Genomic DNA, 18,438 nt, shown 5'->3' with positions numbered 1-18,438 from the left:
TTGTCGGGGATCGACCGATGCTGCGCCATCCTCTCGCCGCCGCACCGCCATGTCGTCACCGCAGTGCACGCCAAGGGCGAAGAAACAACTTCCGGGCTGGCCCGAGGCGGCCAATGATGTGAAAATGTCGAAGCGATCACGCAATTAGCAATAAAATTTCGATGCAGCGCAAAATCGCCGCTTGTGCCCAGATTGGAATTCTGGCAAGTTCGAGACGTTAGGACAGTGATGCTGTCCCATTTTTCACGTGAGCGGCACCCGCGAGCTTGGCCGGGTGATCGCCAAACGATGGAGCGGAGCATGACGGAAGGCATGGCCAATATCGCCGAAGCCATCCGTGCACGCGCCGCCCGTAAAACGTCGGCCTGACCAGGCGCGACTGGGCCTAGCAGCCTGCGCGCCTGCGAAGGGCGCGGGCGCGGGACTAAAAGGCGCAAGCGACCTTCGAAAACGAGACGAAACCGGCCCGGTCCTCGCAAGCGAGCAGGGCTGACCGGTGGCGGCACGGAACCGTGTGAATTTTTGACGGGCGCTGGCGGAAGCCGGCCCCCTTCGGCAGCGGAGTTGACGATGCGCGAACGCGGCGGAGCGAACCTGGTAGTGGCACAGCCCCTGGCCAAAGGCGCCAATGAGCGCTTCCCGGACGTGCGCGATCCCGCCATGCCGGAGCGCCAGGGCCTCTACGATCCTTCCTATGAGAAGGACGCCTGCGGCGTCGGCTTCATCGCCGACATGAAGAACCGCAAGAGCCATGCGATCGTCGCGCAGGGCCTGCAGATCCTGCACAATATCGACCATCGCGGCGCCGTCGGTGCCGATCCCAAGCTCGGCGATGGCTGCGGCATCCTCACCCAGATCCCGCATCGCTTCTTCAAGGAAGAATGCGGGAAGATCGGCATCGAGCTGCCCGAGCCCGGCCATTACGCCATCGGCCAGTTCTTCATGCCGCAGGACGCCGAGAACCGCGCCGTCTGCGAGGAGATCGTCGCCCAGACCGTCGAGGAGGAAGGCCTGATCTTCCTGGGCTGGCGCGACGTGCCGGTCGACAACAGCGACCTCGGCGAAGCCGTCAAGGAAACCGAGCCGACGCACCGGCAGATCTTCGTCGGCCGCCCGGCCGAGATCGCCGACGAGGAGGATTTCGAGCGCAAGGTCTACGTCCTCAGGAAGTCCGTCTCGAACAAGGTCTACAAGCGCCAGGACCGGGCGACCGCGACCTATTATCCGGTCTCCTTTTCGTGCCGGACCATCGTCTACAAGGGCATGGTGCTGGTCACCCAGCTCGGCTCCTACTTCAAGGACCTGACCGATCCGCGTTTCGAGAGCGCGCTCGCCCTCGTCCACCAGCGCTTCGCCACCAACACCTTCCCGTCCTGGCGCCTCGCCCATCCCTACCGGATGGTCGCCCATAACGGCGAGATCAACACGCTGCGCGGCAACGTCAACTGGATGGCGGCGCGCCAGGCTTCGGTCGATTCCGAGCTCTTCGGCGCCGACATCTCGAAGCTCTGGCCGATCTCCTATGAGGGCCAGTCGGACACGGCCTGCTTCGACAACGCCCTCGAATTCCTGGTCCAGGGCGGCTACTCGCTCGCCCACGCCATGATGATGCTGGTGCCCGAGGCCTGGGCCGGCAACCCGCTGATGGATGAGAGCCGCCGCGCCTTCTACGAGTACCATGCCGCGCTGATGGAGCCGTGGGACGGCCCCGCCGCGATCGCCTTCACCGATGGTCGCCAGATCGGCGCGACGCTCGACCGCAACGGCCTGCGTCCCGCCCGCTATCTCGTCACCGATGACGGGCTCGTCGTGCTCGCCTCGGAATTCGGCGTGCTGCCGATCCCGGAGGAGAAGATCGTCCAGAAGTGGCGGCTCCAGCCCGGCAAGATGCTGCTGATCGACCTCGAAGAGGGCCGCATCATCGGCGACGACGAGATCAAGCAGAGCCTCTGCCAGGCCAATCCCTACAAGGACTGGCTGAAGCGCACCCAGATCGTCCTGGAAGAGCTGCCGCCGGTGGAAGCGCGCGCCTCGCGCACCGACGTCGCTTTGCTCGATCGCCAGCAGGCCTTCGGCTACACCCAGGAAGACACCAAGATCTTGATGGCGCCGATGGCGGTGACCGGCCAAGAAGCCGTCGGCTCGATGGGCACCGACACGCCGATCTCGGCGCTCTCCTCGAAGTCGAAGCTGCTCTACACCTATTTCAAGCAGAACTTCGCCCAGGTCACCAACCCCGCGATCGATCCGATCCGCGAGGAGCTCGTGATGAGCCTCCTCTCCTTCATCGGGCCGCGGCCGAACATCCTCGATTTGGAAGGCACCTCGCGGCGCAAGCGCCTGGAAGTGCGCCAGCCGATCCTGACCAATGACGATCTCGAGAAGATCCGCTGTATCGGTCATTACGAGGATCGCTTCGACACCAAGACGATCGACATCACCTATCCGGCACGCGAAGGCGCGACCGGCATGGAAGGCGCGATCGCGCGGCTCTGCGAGCGCGCCGAGGCCGCGGTGCATGGCGGCTACAACATCATCATCCTCTCCGACCGGCAGGTCGGCGCCGACCGCATCCCGATCCCGGCGCTGCTGGCGACGGCGGCCGTCCACCATCACCTGATCCGCAAGGGCCTGCGCACCTCGGTCGGCCTCGTCGTCGAATCCGGCGAGCCGCGCGAGATCCATCACTTCGCCCTGCTCGCCGGCTTCGGCGCCGAGGCGATCAACCCCTATCTCGCCTTCGAGACCATGGAGGCGCTGCTCGAGGCCGGCGAGTTCCCGCCGGAGGTCGACCGCTACGAGGTGGTCAAGCGCTTCATCAAGTCGATCGGCAAGGGCCTGCTCAAGGTCATGTCGAAGATGGGCATCTCGACCTACCAGTCGTATTGCGGCGCCCAGATCTTCGACGCGGTCGGCCTGCGCAGCGAGTTCATCGACGCGTATTTCCGCGGCACCATCTCCTCGATCGAGGGCGTCGGCCTTGCCGAGATCGCCGAAGAGACCGTGCGCCGCCATCGCGACGCCTTCGGCGACTCGCCGGTCTATCGCGATGCGCTCGATGTCGGCGGCGAATACGCCTACCGCATCCGCGGCGAGGACCATGCCTGGACGCCGGAGAACATCTCGCTGCTCCAGCATGCGGTGCGCGGCAACGCCCGCGACAAGTTCAAGGCCTACTCCGACCTGCTCAACGACCAGAGCCAGCGCTTCTCGACCATTCGCGGCCTGTTCCACGTCAAGATGGCCGAAGAGCTCGGCCATCAGGCGGTGCCGCTCGACGAGGTCGAGAGCGCAGCCTCGATCGTCAAGCGCTTCTCGACCGGCGCCATGTCCTTCGGCTCGATCAGCCACGAGGCGCATTCGACCCTGGCGCTGGCGATGAACGCGATCGGCGGCAAGTCCAACACCGGCGAGGGCGGCGAGGAGCCGGAGCGCTTCGTGCCGCTGCCGGACGGGCGCTCGATGCGCTCGGCGATCAAGCAGGTCGCCTCCGGCCGCTTCGGCGTCACCACCGAATATCTCGTCAATTCGGCGATGATGCAGATCAAGGTCTCGCAGGGCGCCAAGCCCGGCGAGGGCGGCCAGCTGCCCGGCCACAAGGTCGATGCCCGCATCGCCAAGGTCCGGCATTCGACCCCGGGCGTCGGCCTGATCTCGCCGCCGCCGCACCATGACATCTACTCGATCGAGGATCTGGCGCAGCTGATCTTCGACCTGAAGAACGTCAACCCGGCGGCCGACGTCTCGGTCAAGCTGGTCTCCGAGCTCGGCGTCGGCACCGTCGCCGCCGGCGTCGCCAAGGCCCGCGCCGACCACATCACCATCGCCGGCTATGAGGGCGGCACCGGCGCCTCGCCGCTGACCTCGATCAAGCATGCCGGCTCGCCCTGGGAGATCGGCCTCGCCGAGACCCACCAGATCCTGGTGATGAACAAGCTGCGCGGCCGCATCGCCCTGCAGGTCGACGGTGGCCTGCGCACCGGGCGCGACGTCGTCATCGGCGCGCTGCTCGGCGCCGACGAGTTCGGCTTCGCCACCGCGCCGCTGATCGCGGCCGGCTGCATCATGATGCGCAAGTGCCATCTCAACACCTGTCCGGTCGGCGTCGCGACGCAGGACCCGGTGCTGCGCAAGCGCTTCAAGGGCCAGCCCGAGCACGTCATCAACTTCTTCTTCTTCCTCGCCGAGGACGTGCGCGAGATCATGGCCGCGATGGGCGTGCGCAGCTTCGACGAGCTCGTCGGGCGCTCCGACTGGCTCGACAAGAAGCAGGCGATCGACCACTGGAAGGCCAAGGGGCTCGACTTCGCCCGCATCTTCCACAAGCCGGAAGCCGGCGCAGGCGTCGCCATCCGCAATGTCGAGCGCCAGAACCATCCGATCGAGTCGGTGCTCGACCGCACGCTGATCGCCAAGGCCGGCGCCTCGCTCGATACTGGCGCCCCCGTGGTGATCGAGAGCGCGATCCGCAATGTCGACCGCTCGACCGGCGCGATGATCTCCGGCGAGATCGCCAAGCGCCACGGCGCGGCCGGCCTTCCGGACGATGCGATCACGGTGAAGCTCACCGGCACCGCCGGCCAGAGCTTCGGCGCCTGGGTCGCGGGCGGCCTGACGCTCGACCTCACCGGCCAGGCCAACGACTATGTCGGCAAGGGCCTGTCCGGCGGCAAGCTGATCATCCGTCCCGATCCGAAGTCTCGCGCCGTGGCCGAGGACGCGATCATCGTCGGCAACACCGTGCTCTACGGCGCAATCTCCGGCGAGTGCTATTTCCGCGGCGTCGCCGGCGAGCGCTTCGCGGTCCGCAATTCCGGCGCGATCGCGGTGGTCGAGGGCACCGGCGACCATGGCTGCGAATACATGACCGGCGGCGTCGTCGTCGTGCTCGGCCAGACCGGGCGCAACTTCGCGGCCGGCATGTCGGGCGGCATCGCCTATGTGCTCGACGAGGACAAGAGCTTCGCCAAGCGCTGCAACCTCTCGATGGTCGATCTCGAGCCGGTGCCGGAGGAGGAGGAGCTGACCCAGCGCCTCTACCATCATGGCGGCGATCTCGAGTTCAAGGGCCGCATCGACGTCATGGCCAACATGTCGGGCTACGACGCCGAGCGCCTGCACCAGCTCATTGCCAACCACCTGAAGTACACCGGGTCGGCACGAGCGCAGGCGATCCTGGAGAACTGGGCGGAGTACCTGCCCAAATTCGTCAAGGTCATGCCGGTCGAATACCGGCGGGCACTAATGGAAATCGAGCGGGCCCAGGCCGGCGTCTCGGTCGCGGCGGAGTGAGACGATGGGCAAGGTAACCGGCTTTCTCGAAATCGACCGGCGCGACCGGAAGTATCTCCCGGCCTCCGACCGGATCAGGAACTACAAGGAGTTCGTGATCCCGCTCGGCGCCGAGGCGACCCGTGACCAGGCGGCGCGCTGCATGAACTGCGGCATCCCGTACTGTCACAATGGCTGTCCGGTGAACAACCAGATCCCGGACTGGAACGACCTCGTCTACAACGACAAGTGGCGCGAGGCGCTGCTCAACCTGCATTCGACCAACAATTTCCCGGAGTTCACCGGCCGCGTCTGCCCCGCGCCCTGCGAGGCGTCCTGCACGCTGAACCTCGAGGATACCCCGGTCACCATCAAGTCGATCGAATGCGCCATCGTCGACAAGGGCTGGCAGGAGGGCTGGATCAAGCCCGAGCCGGCCTCGGTCAAGACGGGCAAGAAGGTCGCCCTGATCGGCTCCGGCCCGGCCGGCCTCGCCGCCGCGCAGCAGCTCGCCCGCGCCGGCCACGAGGTCCATGTCTATGAGCGCCAGGCGCGCGCCGGCGGCCTGCTGCGCTACGGCATTCCCGACTTCAAGATGGAGAAGTCGCATGTCGAGCGCCGCGTTCAGCAGATGGAGGCCGAAGGCGTCGTCTTCCATTACGGCGTCAATGTCGGCATCGACATCGACCCGCAGGAGCTGCTCGCGCAATACGACGCGATCGGCCTGACTGGCGGCGCCGAGAAGCCGCGCGACCTGCCGATCGAGGGCCGCGATCTCGACGGCGTCCAGTTCGCGATGGACTTCCTGCCGCAGCAGAACCGCCGCAATGGCGGCGAGCCGGAAACCACAGGCAACGCCCGCCCGATCCTCGCCGGCGGCAAGCATGTCGTCGTCATCGGCGGCGGCGACACCGGCTCCGACTGCATCGGCACCTCGGTCCGCCAGGGCGCGCTCTCGGTCACCCAGATCGAGATCATGCCGCAGCCGCCCGAGAAGGAGAACAAGCAGCTGACCTGGCCGAACTGGCCGCTGAAGCTGCGGACTTCGTCGAGCCATGAGGAAGGCGCCGAGCGCGACTTCGCCATCGGCACGCTGAAGTTCTCAGGTGAGAACGGCAAGGTGAAGCGCCTGCATTGCGCCAAGGTCGATGCCGGCTTCAAGCCGATCCCGGGCACCGAGTTCGACCTCAAGGCCGATCTCGTCCTGCTCGCCATGGGCTTCGTCTCGCCGGTTCATGACGGGCTCCTCGCCAAGCTCGGCGTCAAGCTCGACGGACGCGGCAATGTCGAGGCCAACATGCTCGCCTACAAGACCTCGGTCGAGAAGGTGTTTGCGGCCGGCGACATGCGCCGCGGGCAGTCGCTGGTGGTCTGGGCGATCCGCGAGGGCCGCCAGATGGCGCATTCGATCGACAAGCACCTGATGGGCGAGACCATCCTGCCGCGCTGAGCGGCGGGCGCTTCAGGCCTCACGAGAACCTCGACGTCATGCTCGCCCTTGTGGCGAGCATCGACGTCTTGGGCACCGAGCCTGACAAGTGAAGCCAAGACGTGGATGGTCGGGACAAGCCCGACCATGACGCGAATGGCATCAGTCGCAGCGGCTCACGCCCCCAGCAGATCGATCAGATGTGGGATCAGAGGCTCGTCGGCCGGTGGCATGGCGAGCTCGCGCAGCTTGCTCGCACGCACCCATTTCAGCGCCTGCCCCTCACGTGACGAGACGGAGCCCTCCCAGCGCCGGCAGATATAGAGCGGCATCAGGAGGTGGAACTCGGGATAGGCGTAGCTGGCGAAGGTCAGCGGTGCGAGGCAGGCTTCCTTGACCTCGATGCCGAGCTCCTCGGAAAGCTCGCGGATCAGCGCCGGCTCCGGCCGCTCTCCGGCTTCGAGCTTGCCGCCCGGAAACTCCCAGAGCCCTGCCAGGGCCTTGCCCTCGGGGCGCTGGGTGACGAGGACGCGGTTATCGGAATCGACCAGCGCGCAGGCGACGACGAGCAGCAGTTTCACGAAGCCTCATTTTCCCGAAAGGATGACCTGCACCGGCTCGGTTTCCTTGCCGGTCAGCGTCACCTCGTCATAGACCGAACCGCCCTCGCGAAAGAGCGCGTCCTCCTCGCCCCAGATCACCTGGGTGGTGACGAAATAGCGGCCCGGCGCCACCTTGTCGAAGGCAAAACGGCCATTCGCCTCGGCCTTGGTCGTACGCGTGTACTCGGCGTAGCGCGGATCCGGTTCCTCCTGCGGGTAGCTGGCCGCTGGGATGAACTTGGCGCGGCCATAGAGGCTGGCGAAGCGCTGGCTCGCATAGGCGGTCGCCGGCACCAGCCGCACCACCTCGCCGGCCGCATTGACGACCTGGCCCTTGGCCCTTGTTCGGAATGCGTGACCGACGATGACCCCGTGCCCCGGCTTGCGGATATAGGCCGCTTCTTCCGCCGAGAAGGACGAACTCGCCATTGGCCGGCGCTCGACGCAGGCCCCCAGCAAGACCGCAAGGCCCAGCACACACGCCGCAGCTTTCATCCCGCTTTCGCCCCCGCCGGCGCCGTCGTCACGAGGAAGACGCCTGCGAGGATGATGACGCCTCCGACGAGCTGCCGCAACTCCAGCGTTTCACCGAGCACCAGCACACCCATGACGGTAGCGACGACCGGCACGAGATAGCCGGTCATCGCCGCCCGCGTCGGCCCGGCGGCGCGGATCAGCCGCATGAAGATCGTCATCGGGATCGCGGTCGAGAGCACGCCGAGCGCCAGCATCGCCTGCCAGTGCGGCTGCAGCGCCGACAGGGCCGCCCAGCCCGAGAACACGAGCGTCAGCAGGAGCGCTCCCGAGCCGGAGACGACCTGCTGGCCGAGCGCGAGGCGGATCGGATCGCCGGCCTTGGCCGGAACCGCGCGGGTGTAGAGATTGCCGACCGCGTAGCAGAGCATCACGCCGACCATGGCGAGCACGCTGAGCGCCGTACCGCCGCCCTCGACCAGCCGCGGGCCGATCAGGATCGCGACGCCGGCCATGCCGACCAGGATGCCGCCGAACCGGCGCCGGCTGAGCCGCTCCTCCGCGAACAGCATATGGGCGAACAGGGCGGTGACCAGCGGTCCCGCCGCCTGGATCATCGCCGCCGGGCCGCTCGCGAGCTGGATCAGCGCATAGGCGACCAGCACGTTCGGCAGCCAGCCATTGGTGGTGCCGAGCACCAGCCAATGGCCGATCTCGTGGCGGCGCGGCAGCGGGCTCTGCCGCCGCGCCAGCACGAAGAGCGACAGCGTCGCCGCGCCGAGCAGACCGCGGCCGGCCGCGATCGCCCAGGGCGCGACGTCGGCCGCCATCAGCTTGATGAACAGGAAGCTGCAGCCCCAGAAGAAGGAGCAGCCGAGAAGGTTGCCGATGACGAAGGCCCGGCTCGGGCCCGCCTGGGCAGCCCGATCAGGAGCGATAGTCACCATTGATCTCGACATAGGCCTTGGTGAGATCGCAGGTCCACACGGTGGACTTGCCCCGGCCGAGCCCGAGATCGGTGGTGATGACGATGTGCTCGCCCTTCATGTAGTTGGAGACGGCGACCTCGTCATAGGACGGTGCGCGGGCGCCCTGCTGCGCCACCATGATCCCGCCGAAGGAGATGTCGAGCCGGTCGCGGTCCGCCGGTTCGCCCGCCTTGCCGACAGCCATGACGATGCGGCCCCAATTGGCGTCCTCGCCGGCGATCGCGGTCTTGACCAGCGGCGAATTGGCGATCGAGAGCGCGACCTTCTTGGCCGAACGCGACGAAGCGGCGCCATGCACCCGGATCTCGACGAACTTGCGCGCGCCCTCGCCGTCCTTGCAGACGAGATGAGAGAGCTCGAGCAGGAGCGCGTTCAGCGCCCGCTTGAAGCCGGAGAGCCGGGGATCGGCGGGGTCCGTGATCTCGGGCACGCCCCGCGCGCGCGCCTTGCCGGTCGAGAACAGCATCAGCGTGTCGGAGGTCGAGGTGTCGCTGTCGACCGTGATCGCGTTGAACGAGCCCTTGACGCCCTTGCCGAGCAGGGCCTGCAGCGCCGGCGCAGCGATCGGCGCGTCGGTGAAGACGAAGGAGAGCATCGTCGCCATGTCGGGCGCGATCATGCCGGCGCCCTTGGCGATGCCGGCGATGATCACCTCATGCCCATCGATCTTGGCCTTGCGCGACACCGCCTTGGGGAAGGTGTCGGTGGTCATGATCGCCTTGGCGGCGTCGATCCAGGGGCCATCCGCGGCACGCCCGGCGCAATCCGCCAGCACGCCCTCGAACTTGGTCGCGTCGAGCGGCTCGCCGATCACGCCGGTCGAGGCGATGAAGACCTGCTCCGGCTTGCAGCCGGCGGCCTTGGCGGCGATCTTCGCGGTCAGCGCCACGGAATCGCGGCCCTTCAGGCCGGTGAAGGCATTGGCGTTGCCGGAATTGACCACCACGGCCCGGGCCGTGCCCTGGGGCAGGTTGGCCCGGCACCAGTCGACCGGCGCGGACGGGCACTTCGAGCGGGTGAAGACGCCGGCGGCCTGCGAGCCCTCGTCGAGCAACACCAGCAGCACGTCGGTGCGGCCCTTGTAGCGGATGCCGGCTTCCGCCGTGGCGAAACGCACGCCCGGCACCGCCGGGACCTTGGGCTGGCGCTTCGGCGCGAGCGGGGAAACGGGAACATCCTTGCCGGCCATCGGTGCGTCTCCTTTTGAGGCGCTTCGATGTGCCGCAGCGGCGTGCGGAAAACAAGCTGGCAATGCCGGCGTGCAGATCATGCCCGGGCCGGCTCCCGGGCATTTCGGGCGCCCCTCTTCCGAGGCGCCCGCTAAGCCTGCCTCAGGGCTTCTTCGGCTCGGCCGGCGCCGCCGGCGCAGCGGCCGGCTGGTCGAGGCGCTCGACCTTGGCCTTGTCGCGCAGGCCGACGATGATGTCCTGCTGCGCCTTGCGGACAAGATACTGCTCGATCTGCGGCTTGACCTCGTCGAAGGTCGGCAGCGGCTTGGTGCGCTTGTCCTCGAGCTTGATCACATGCCAGCCGAACTGGCTCTTCACCGGCTCGGAGAGCTGGCCCTTCTCGAGCTTGAAGGCGGCCTCGGCGAACTCAGGCACCATCCGCTCCTTGGCGAACCAGCCGAGATCGCCGCCTTCCTTGCCCGAGCCCGGATCCTTGGAGAGCTCGCCGGCGACCTTGGCGAAGTCCTCGCCCTTCTTCAGCCGCTCCAGCGCCGCCTTGGCCTGGGCCTCCTCCGGCACCAGGATATGACGGGCGCGCACTTCCTCTTCCGGCTTCAGCGTCTTGACGGTGTCGTCGAAGAGCTTCTTGGCGGCTTCCTGCGTCGCCGCCTTCTTGGATTCGCTCGTCAGATAGTCGTCGAGCAGCAGCTTGTCGCGGCTATAGGCCAGGCGCTTGGCGAATTCCGGGCTCTCGCCGATCTTGGCGGCCTTGGCAGCCTTGGCGCCGAGCTTGAGGTCGACCAGGAAATTGATCAGTTCCTCGCGCTTGCGATCCTCGGGCAGCTGGGCGGTGCGCTCGCCAAGATCGTCGGCCGCGAGTGCGAGCTCGCTCTCGGTGATCTCGATGCCGTCGACCTTGGCGACGACCTTGTCCTGCTGCGCAAAGGCCGGCGCAGCCGCGGCCAGCACGAGGCTGAACGACAGCACGGCGAGACGGGAAACAACCATCGGGTCAGGGCCTTTCGATGAACGGCGCGAAAAACGGATCGGCAGGCTGAGTGCCAGTTGATGAGGGCCTTGGCAAGGCAGAGCGCGTGCACATCAACGCGACCGGCATCGAAGGTTCCGCGGCCTCTCGCCGCTGCCTTCCTCTTGGCAGGCGGGACGCCCGCCCCCACATGCGCAGCGTCGTCTCCGATGGAACGGCAACCTCTTCGACAGCAAGCGCGCGCTGGACCGCGCGCCCGCACGCGTCTAAACACGCGCGTGATTTCAGGATTATCCGCTTTCGGCCACGCCCGCCTCGTGCCGGGTCCCGCAGCCGGAAGCGCCCATGGAAAGACCGGACATGCTTGGCGCGCTCGCAAAGAAACTCTTCGGCTCGTCGAACGACCGGCGGGTCAAAGGCTACCAGCCCCGTGTCGCCGCCATCAACGCCCTCGAAGCCGAGGTCGCGAAGCTCTCGGATGATGAGCTGAAGGCTCGCACGGAAACCTTCCGCAAGCAGATCGCCGAAGGAAAATCGCTCGACGAGCTGCTGGTCCCTGCCTTTGCGACGGTGCGCGAGGCCGCCAAGCGCATCCTCGGCCAGCGCCCCTACGACGTGCAGCTGATCGGCGGCATGGTGCTGCACGAGGGCTCCATCGCCGAGATGAAGACCGGCGAGGGCAAGACCCTGGTCGCGACGCTGCCGGTCTACCTCAACGCGCTCGCCGGCAATGGCGTGCATGTCGTCACCGTCAACGACTACCTCGCTCGCCGCGACGCCGAGTGGATGAGCCGGATCTACAACTTCCTCGGCCTCAGCGTCGGCATCATCGTGCACGGCCTCGACGACGAGGAGCGCCAGCGTGCCTATGCCTGCGACATCACTTACGGCACCAACAACGAATTCGGCTTCGACTACCTGCGCGACAACATGAAGTACGAGGTCGCGCAGATGAGCCAGCGCGGCCATCATTACGCGATCGTCGACGAAGTCGACTCGATCCTGATCGACGAGGCCCGCACCCCGCTGATCATCTCCGGCCCGCTCGACGACAAGTCGGATCTCTACGTCTCGATCGACAAGGTCCTGCCGGGGCTGATCCCCGGCGACTACGAGGTCGACGAGAAGCAGCGCACAGTGGCTCTGACCGAGGCCGGCAACGAGCATATCGAGGAGCTGCTGCGGGCGGCCGACCTGCTCAAGGAGGGCGACCTCTACGATTCCGCCAACGTCACGCTCGTCCACCACGTTAACCAGGCGCTGCGCGCCCATACCCTGTTCACCCGCGACAAGGACTACATCGTCCGCGGCGACGAGGTCGTGATCATCGACGAGTTCAGCGGCCGCATGATGCCGGGGCGGCGTTATTCGGAAGGCCTCCACCAGGCGCTCGAGGCCAAGGAGGGCGTCACCGTCCAGCCCGAGAACGCGACGCTGGCCTCGATCACCTTCCAGAACTATTTCCGCCTCTACAAGAAGCTCGCCGGCATGACCGGCACCGCCGCGACCGAGGCCGACGAGTTCGAGCAGATCTACAAGCTCGAAGTGGTCGAGATCCCGACCAATGTCCCGGTCGCCCGTATCGACGATGATGACGAGGTCTACCGCACCTTCCCCGAGAAGGTGCAGTCGATCATCAAGGAGCTGGAACGCGCCAGCGAGCGCCTGCAGCCCGTCGTAGTCGGCACCGCCTCGATCGAGAAGTCCGAGATGGTCGCCGAGATGCTGATCGCGGCCGGCTTCAAGCAGATCGACTTCACTCAGCCGGGCGCGCTCGACAAGCTCTATTCCGCCGCCCGCTCGGGCAAGAGCTCCAAGCAGTTCGCGGTGCTGAACGCCCGCTTCCACGAGCAGGAAGCCTTCATCGTCGCCGAGGCCGGCGTGCCCGGCGCGATCACCATCGCCACCAACATGGCCGGCCGCGGCACCGACATCAAACTCGGCGGCAATGTCGAGATGCGCGTCGCCCATGAGACCGCCGGCATGGAGGATGGGCCGGAGAAGCAGGCGAAGATCAAGGCGATCGAGGCCGAGGTCGCCCGCTTCAAGGAGATCGTGCTCAACGCTTCCGAGACGATCGAGCTCGAGCCGGCCAAGGGCTCGCGCCCGGCCAAGACGATGACCCGCCCAGGCGGCCTCTACATCATCGGCACCGAGCGGCATGAGAGCCGCCGCATCGACAACCAGCTGCGCGGCCGCGGCGGCCGCCAGGGCGATCCCGGCCGCTCGAAGTTCTTCCTGTCGCTGCAGGACGACCTGATGCGCATCTTCGGCTCCGACCGGATGGACGGCATGCTGCAGAAGCTCGGCCTGCAGGAGGGCGAGGCCATCGTCCACCCCTGGATCAACAAGGCGGTCGAGAAGGCGCAGGGCAAGGTCGAGGCGCGCAACTTCGACATCCGCAAGAACATCCTGAAATACGACGACGTCATGAACGACCAGCGCAAGGTCGTTTTCGAGCAGCGCCGCGACTTCATGCGCGAGGCGAGCGTGCGCGAGACCATCGACGACATGCGCCATGGCGTGGTCGAGGACACCGTTTCGCGCCGCATCCCCGAAGAGGCCTATCCCGAGCAGTGGGATGCCGCCGGCCTGCGCGAGGATGTCGCCAACTATCTCAACCTCGACCTGCCGATCGAGGACTGGGCCAAGGAAGAGGGCATCGCCGACGCCGAACTGCGCGAGCGCATCCGCAAAATCGCCGACGAGGACTACGCCGCCCGCATCGAGCGCAACACCGAAGAGGTGATGACCTATGTCGAGAAGCAGGTGCTGCTGCAGACGCTCGACCATCTCTGGCGCGAGCATCTCGTCACCCTTGACCATCTGCGTCAGGTGATCGGCTGGCGCGGCTATGCCCAGCGCGACCCGCTGAACGAGTACAAGGCCGAAGCCTTCGAGCTGTTCGACGGCCTGATCGGCCGCCTGCGCGAGCAGGTCACCGGCAATCTGATGCGCATCGAAGTGCGTTTCGACGCGCCCGAACAGGGTGGCCCTGGCTTCGATCAGGCCGGAGGCGAACTGCCGCCGCCGCCGGCCGGCCTCTTCGGTGGCCAGTCGCAATTCGCCGCCATCGAGGGCGACCTCGCCGTCGCCGAGCGCGACCCGAACGACCCTGCGAGCTGGGGCAGGGTCGGCCGCAACGAGCCCTGCCCCTGCGGCTCCGGCAAGAAGTACAAGCACTGCCACGGCCAGTTCGTCTGAGCCGTCCCGGCAGCAGCCAGTGACACATGGAAAAGCTCCGGCCGTCGGCCGGAGCTTTTTTCTTGGAGGCTGGGCCTACGACCCCGCCCAGTCCGCGATGAACCGCACCGCTCGGGCTTACCTGCGCTGCGGCAGTCGCGGCAGCAGGATGGTCAGCAGGCCCAGCAGCGGCAGATAGGAGCAGATGCGGTAGACGAAGGCGATGCCATAGGCATCGGCGAAACCGCCGAGCAGGGCAGCGCCAAGACCGCCAGCTCCGAAGGCGAGGCCGAAGAACATGCCGGCGATCAGGCCGACCCGCCCCGGCACCAGCTCCTGCGCGAAGACGACGATGGCCGAGAAGGCCGAGGCGAAGATCAGGCCGATCGCGACGCTCAGCACCCCCGTCCAGAACAGGTTGGCATAGGGCAGCAGCAGCGCGAACGGGATGACGCCGAGGATCGAGAACCAGATCACGAAGCGCGCCCCGAACCGGTCGCCGATCGGCCCGCCGGCGAAGGTGCCGACCGCCGCGGCGCCGAGGAACAGGAACAGCATCAGCTGCGCGTCGCGGAAGCCAAGCTGGAACTGCTCGATGACGTAGAAGGTGAAATAGCTCGATATGCTCGCCATGTAGACATTCTTGGTCGCGGTCAGCAGCACGAGGACGAACAGGGCGAAGGCGACGCGCCGCCCCGGCAGCGGCAAGCTGCGGCTGACGGCCGGGCGTCCCGCCTGGGCCCGGCGATGGGCCGCATACCATTGCCCGACCCGGGTGAGGATCAGCACGCCCGCCATCGCGATCACCGAGAGCCAGGCAACGCTGCCCTGGCCGAAGGGCAGGACGATGAAAGCCGCCAGCAGCGGCCCCAGCGCCGAGCCGAGATTGCCGCCAACCTGGAACAGGGACTGCGCCAGGCCATGCCGCCCCCCCGAGGCGAGCCGCGCCACCCGCGACGCCTCCGGATGGAAGACCGCCGAGCCGAAGCCGATCAGGCAGGCTGCGACGATCAGCACCGTGAAGTTATGGGCATTGCCGAGCAGGATCAGTCCGCCAAAGGTCGAGGCCATGCCCGCCGGCGCCGAATAGGGCATCGGCCAGCGATCGGTCACCAGCCCCACCACCGGCTGCAGCAGCGAGGCCGTGACCTGGAACGCCATGGTCAGCAGGCCGATCTGGACGAAATCCAGACCGTAATTGGCCTTGAACAACGGGTAGAGCGAGGCCAGTAGCGACTGCATGACGTCGTTGAGCAAATGGCAGACGCTGACGGCGAGCAGGATCGAGGTCGTCGCCTTTTCGAAACGCGGGCGGACTTCCGGGGCGACTGCGACCATCGACTTGATCTCCTGCGCGCGGACCGATCGCGCGAGGCTCTTCTACAAAGCTTGCCGATGACCTTCATTCGTGTTTCGGTCAAAAACCTTCGCGTTTGGGCCAAAGATGAGACAATTGCCGCGCCAAAGCCTGGAGGCGCTCGAGGATCGCCACCACCGCAGTCTCGGCTGGATCGCCCGGTCGGAAGCCGATGTGCTGGTCCATAGCTCGGACAATCCCGCCGGCTACAAGGTCCCGCTCCACTGCCACCGTCAGGACCAGTTGCTCTGCGCGTTCTCCGGCGTCGTGCTCGTCGAGACGGAGCAGGGTTGCTGGATGGTCCCACCCGGCCACGCGCTGCTCATCCCTGCGCGCCTGCAGCATTCCGTCGAGATGCTGAGCGATGTCGACATGAAATCGGTCTATCTCCTGCCCGGGCTCGGCGATCTTGCAGCGCGCATGTTGCAGGTACTCGGAATCACCGACCTCGCCCGCGCGCTAATCGACGAGGCGATCCGCCTGCGCAATGCGGAGCCGGGCACGCGCAAGGTCGCCCTCGTGCTGGAATTGCTGGCAGAGGAGATCACAACGCTGGAGGCAAGGCCACTGGGCTTGCCCTTTCCCGCGGACAAGCGCCTCGCCGCGCTTTGCCGAGCGTATATGGCCGCCCCCTCTGTCACCGAACGGCTGGACGACTGGGCCGGCAGACTGGCGATGAGCAGGCGCACCTTCACCCGCTTCTTCCAGAAGGAGACCGGCCTCAGCTTCGTCGCCTGGCGCCAGCAGGCGAGCCTGTTCGCCTGCCTGCCAAAGCTGGCCGAAGGCGCATCGGTCACCGACATCGCCATGCTGGCGGGCTATGACAATGTCGCGGCCTTCACCACGATGTTCAAGCGAAGGCTCGGAACCGCGCCGCGCAACTACATGCGCGCCGCGATGTCGCGATAACCGCTCGCCAGCCAGCGCGACGCGACGGCGGCAGTCTCAGCCGACAGCGAACTGCGCCTCGACCGCGCCGAGCGCCTCGATCTCGACCCGGACGGTAGCGCCCGGCGGCACCCATTGCGTCTTCACCAGGCTGCCGAGCAGCACGGTCTCGCCGGCCCGCAGCGGTTCGCCTCGCGCCAGCGCGTGATCGGCGAGCCAGGCCAGTGCCGTGTATGGGTGGCCGAGCACGTCCGCTCCGACACCGGTGCCGACCTCGACGCCGTCGACCAGCGTGCGCCCATGCAGCCCGGCGAGATCCGGCAGAGCGTCCGGTGCCAGCCCGGCGCCGAGCACGCAGCCGGCGGCGAAGAAGTCGTCGGCGATCAGCATCGGCGTGCCGATGGTCTGCCAGTCGACATAGCGGTTGTCGACGATCTCGATCGCCGCCATCACCGCGCCGACGGCGCCGCGCACGCTGTCCGCGGTCGCTCCCTCCCCGGCAAGATCATGCGCCAGCCTGACCGCGATCTCGCACTCGACGCCTACGCGGACGAAATCGCCATGGCGCAGCACGGCGCCGCTTGCATGGCTCGAGCCGGCGAAGAGCCCGGCGGCACAAGGGTGGCCGATGCCGAGATAGTCCTGCATCACCGGCGTGGTGCAGCCGATCTTCCAGCCGCTCCGCCGGCCGAAGCGCGAGGCTGCCAGCCGCCGATGCACGGCGCCCTGCACGGCATAAGCCCGAGCGACGTCGGGCGGCGCATTGCCTGCTTGCGCCGGCAGCGGCGCGCGCGCAAGCCGGGCGGTGGCGATGGTCTCGGCGAGGGCGTCGATGGCTTCAGTCTCAGGCAAGGCGGTCTCCGGCATTCCTCTAGCGGGAGCCTGCCATAGCCGCGCCCGCTCTGGCCAGCACGGAGCCATCAAAACAGAAGGCCCGCTTGCGCGGGCCTTCCAGGTCGTTTCCAGGGTCCAGACAGCGTTACCTCGGCGCAAAAATGCCGACGCTGCTCGCGGTGATGTCGAAGGACAGCGTGCCGACCACGGTCGGATTGCACCACTTCGATCGGCCCGAGCCCGAGACGATGCCACGCGGATCGGCCGTCAGCGCGAAGCACTCGGTTTTCGACAGGCTGGTGTCGTGATAGCGCACATCCGCCGTCAGGTTCTTCCAGGTGTAGGAGAGGCCTGCGTTCCAGTAGGTGTAGTCGGGCAGGTTGACCGGCGCGGGGAAGTAGATGCTGGCATTCGGCGTGCCGATCCAGTAGCGGCCGAGTTCGCCGGAGATTGCGAGCCCCTCGAGGAAGGGCAGGTTGTACTTCGCAGTGAGCGCGCCATAAGTGCCGGTCGCGCCCGTGCCGAGCCAGTCCCAGGCGTAGAAGAGATTGGCGCCGACGATCAGCTTGTCCTCGTAATTATAGGACAGCTTGCCGTAGACCTCGGTGAAATCGGTGTTCCTCGGCGTCCAGTAGCCACCGGCGAGGTCGATATACTGCTTCTCACCGGGGTAGTAGTACTGCCAGACACCGACATCCACGGTGAAGGGGCCGAATTTCGGCCGGATACCGGCATAGAAGTCGACCTCCGCCGTCGGGCTGGTGGTGAGATCGACATTCGAGGCGTAGACGCCGGCATAGAACAGGTTGTCGTAGAATTGCAGCTCGGCGCCGCCCTGGATCGCCGGCTTGCGGTCGGTCTGCGAGATGCCGCGGAAATTGTAGTCCGTCATGCCTTTGACGCTGACGGCGATGTCGAACCAGGTGATGCTCGGAGCCACGGGCGCCGGCGGCGGCGCCTTCCGGCTCGGCAGGTCGGAGGCCTGCGCCATGCCAGCGGCCGCCAGCGAGATCGACAGCGCCGCGGCGGCCGTCGCAAGCCTGCAAATACCAAAGACCATCGAAAGCTCCGTCGAAGGGTTCCATGCGCGATTCACTTCGCGCATCCGCCTCGATTACGCTTGCGATGCTCCAAAACCGGCAAGATGAGGTTTTTTGCAGCACGCCCAAGGACTAGGCAGACAGGGCTTCGGCAGCTGATTCCGTGCCTAGCAAAACGCCCGCCGCCAGCAATGACGACGGGCGTGATATTTTT

12 protein-coding genes are annotated in these 18,438 nt (G+C 66.7%); 4 read left to right on the top strand and 8 right to left on the bottom strand.

The window, feature by feature from the left end; genetic code table 11:
• The first annotated feature begins 660 nt into the window (after positions 1 to 660).
• Together gltB and AC1REK_RS13865 are read left to right on the top strand one after the other, a co-directional pair.
• Positions 661 to 5,292, top strand: coding sequence for a glutamate synthase large subunit (gene gltB, locus AC1REK_RS13870; RefSeq protein ID WP_492270770.1), 4,632 nt, complete (start codon positions 661 to 663; stop codon positions 5,290 to 5,292).
• Between the two features lie 4 nt (positions 5,293 to 5,296).
• Complete coding sequence (locus tag AC1REK_RS13865; protein ID WP_492270731.1) at positions 5,297 to 6,721, top strand: glutamate synthase subunit beta; 1,425 nt, start codon at positions 5,297 to 5,299, stop codon at positions 6,719 to 6,721.
• 155 nt (positions 6,722 to 6,876) lie between these two features.
• Here the strand turns inward: AC1REK_RS13865 and mutT are convergent, their stop codons facing one another.
• The 5 genes from mutT to AC1REK_RS13840 form a co-directional block, all read right to left on the bottom strand.
• Positions 6,877 to 7,281, bottom strand: coding sequence for an 8-oxo-dGTP diphosphatase MutT (gene mutT / locus AC1REK_RS13860; RefSeq protein ID WP_316018498.1), 405 nt, complete (start codon positions 7,279 to 7,281; stop codon positions 6,877 to 6,879).
• A 6-nt stretch (positions 7,282 to 7,287) separates the two neighbouring features.
• On the bottom strand, positions 7,288 to 7,731 hold the full coding sequence (locus tag AC1REK_RS13855) for a carboxypeptidase regulatory-like domain-containing protein (RefSeq protein ID WP_492270732.1): 444 nt from the start codon (positions 7,729 to 7,731) through the stop codon (positions 7,288 to 7,290).
• 62 nt (positions 7,732 to 7,793) lie between these two features.
• Positions 7,794 to 8,720: a DMT family transporter gene (locus AC1REK_RS13850; RefSeq protein ID WP_316018500.1), complete on the bottom strand. Its 927-nt coding sequence runs from the start codon at positions 8,718 to 8,720 to the stop codon at positions 7,794 to 7,796.
• Positions 8,704 to 9,954, bottom strand: a complete 1,251-nt coding sequence (argJ, locus tag AC1REK_RS13845; RefSeq protein ID WP_492270733.1) for a bifunctional glutamate N-acetyltransferase/amino-acid acetyltransferase ArgJ — start codon at positions 9,952 to 9,954, stop codon at positions 8,704 to 8,706. The genes AC1REK_RS13850 and argJ overlap by 17 nt, the downstream gene beginning before the upstream one ends.
• 142 nt (positions 9,955 to 10,096) lie before the next feature.
• Positions 10,097 to 10,942, bottom strand: a complete 846-nt coding sequence (locus AC1REK_RS13840) for a peptidylprolyl isomerase (RefSeq protein ID WP_327524539.1) — start codon at positions 10,940 to 10,942, stop codon at positions 10,097 to 10,099.
• A gap of 340 nt (positions 10,943 to 11,282) precedes the next feature.
• On the opposite strand from AC1REK_RS13840, the gene secA reads away from it, so the two are divergent.
• The gene (gene secA / locus AC1REK_RS13835; protein WP_492270771.1) at positions 11,283 to 14,126 is read left to right on the top strand and encodes a preprotein translocase subunit SecA; all 2,844 of its coding nucleotides are present in this window, start codon (positions 11,283 to 11,285) and stop codon (positions 14,124 to 14,126) included.
• 117 nt (positions 14,127 to 14,243) lie between these two features.
• On the opposite strand, the gene AC1REK_RS13830 is transcribed toward secA, so the two are convergent.
• Positions 14,244 to 15,443, bottom strand: coding sequence for an MFS transporter (locus AC1REK_RS13830; RefSeq protein ID WP_492270734.1), 1,200 nt, complete (start codon positions 15,441 to 15,443; stop codon positions 14,244 to 14,246).
• 106 nt (positions 15,444 to 15,549) lie between these two features.
• Between AC1REK_RS13830 and AC1REK_RS13825 the strand changes: the two genes are divergently transcribed.
• Positions 15,550 to 16,371 (top strand): AraC family transcriptional regulator, encoded by an 822-nt coding sequence (locus AC1REK_RS13825; protein WP_492270735.1) that lies wholly within the window; start codon positions 15,550 to 15,552, stop codon positions 16,369 to 16,371.
• Positions 16,372 to 16,407: 36 nt separating this feature from the next.
• On the opposite strand, the gene AC1REK_RS13820 is transcribed toward AC1REK_RS13825, so the two are convergent.
• Both AC1REK_RS13820 and AC1REK_RS13815 read right to left on the bottom strand, forming a co-directional pair.
• Positions 16,408 to 17,202, bottom strand: coding sequence for a 2-keto-4-pentenoate hydratase (locus tag AC1REK_RS13820; protein ID WP_492270736.1), 795 nt, complete (start codon positions 17,200 to 17,202; stop codon positions 16,408 to 16,410).
• A 127-nt stretch (positions 17,203 to 17,329) separates the two neighbouring features.
• Positions 17,330 to 18,244 carry a TorF family putative porin gene (locus AC1REK_RS13815; RefSeq protein WP_492270737.1) on the bottom strand — a complete coding sequence of 305 codons (915 nt, stop codon included), beginning with the start codon at positions 18,242 to 18,244 and terminating at the stop codon, positions 17,330 to 17,332.
• Positions 18,245 to 18,438: the final 194 nt, after the last annotated feature.

This window comes from Allobosea sp. GW823-FHT02B03 (assembly GCF_058797755.1).
This window is presented reverse-complemented; position numbering and strand designations above follow the sequence as displayed.

Bases quoted from the DNA above. Each gene is read 5' to 3' on its own strand.
- gltB (WP_492270770.1), top strand. From the start codon at position 661: ATGCCGGAGCGCCAGGGCCTCTACGATCCTTCCTATGAGAAGGACGCC.
- AC1REK_RS13865 (WP_492270731.1), top strand. From the start codon at position 5,297: ATGGGCAAGGTAACCGGCTTTCTCGAAATCGACCGGCGCGACCGGAAG.
- AC1REK_RS13855 (WP_492270732.1), bottom strand. From the start codon at position 7,731: ATGGCGAGTTCGTCCTTCTCGGCGGAAGAAGCGGCCTATATCCGCAAG.
- argJ (WP_492270733.1), bottom strand. From the start codon at position 9,954: ATGGCCGGCAAGGATGTTCCCGTTTCCCCGCTCGCGCCGAAGCGCCAG.
- AC1REK_RS13840 (WP_327524539.1), bottom strand. From the start codon at position 10,942: ATGGTTGTTTCCCGTCTCGCCGTGCTGTCGTTCAGCCTCGTGCTGGCC.
- secA (WP_492270771.1), top strand. From the start codon at position 11,283: ATGCTTGGCGCGCTCGCAAAGAAACTCTTCGGCTCGTCGAACGACCGG.
- AC1REK_RS13830 (WP_492270734.1), bottom strand. From the start codon at position 15,443: ATGGTCGCAGTCGCCCCGGAAGTCCGCCCGCGTTTCGAAAAGGCGACG.
- AC1REK_RS13825 (WP_492270735.1), top strand. From the start codon at position 15,550: ATGAGACAATTGCCGCGCCAAAGCCTGGAGGCGCTCGAGGATCGCCAC.
- AC1REK_RS13815 (WP_492270737.1), bottom strand. From the start codon at position 18,244: ATGGTCTTTGGTATTTGCAGGCTTGCGACGGCCGCCGCGGCGCTGTCG.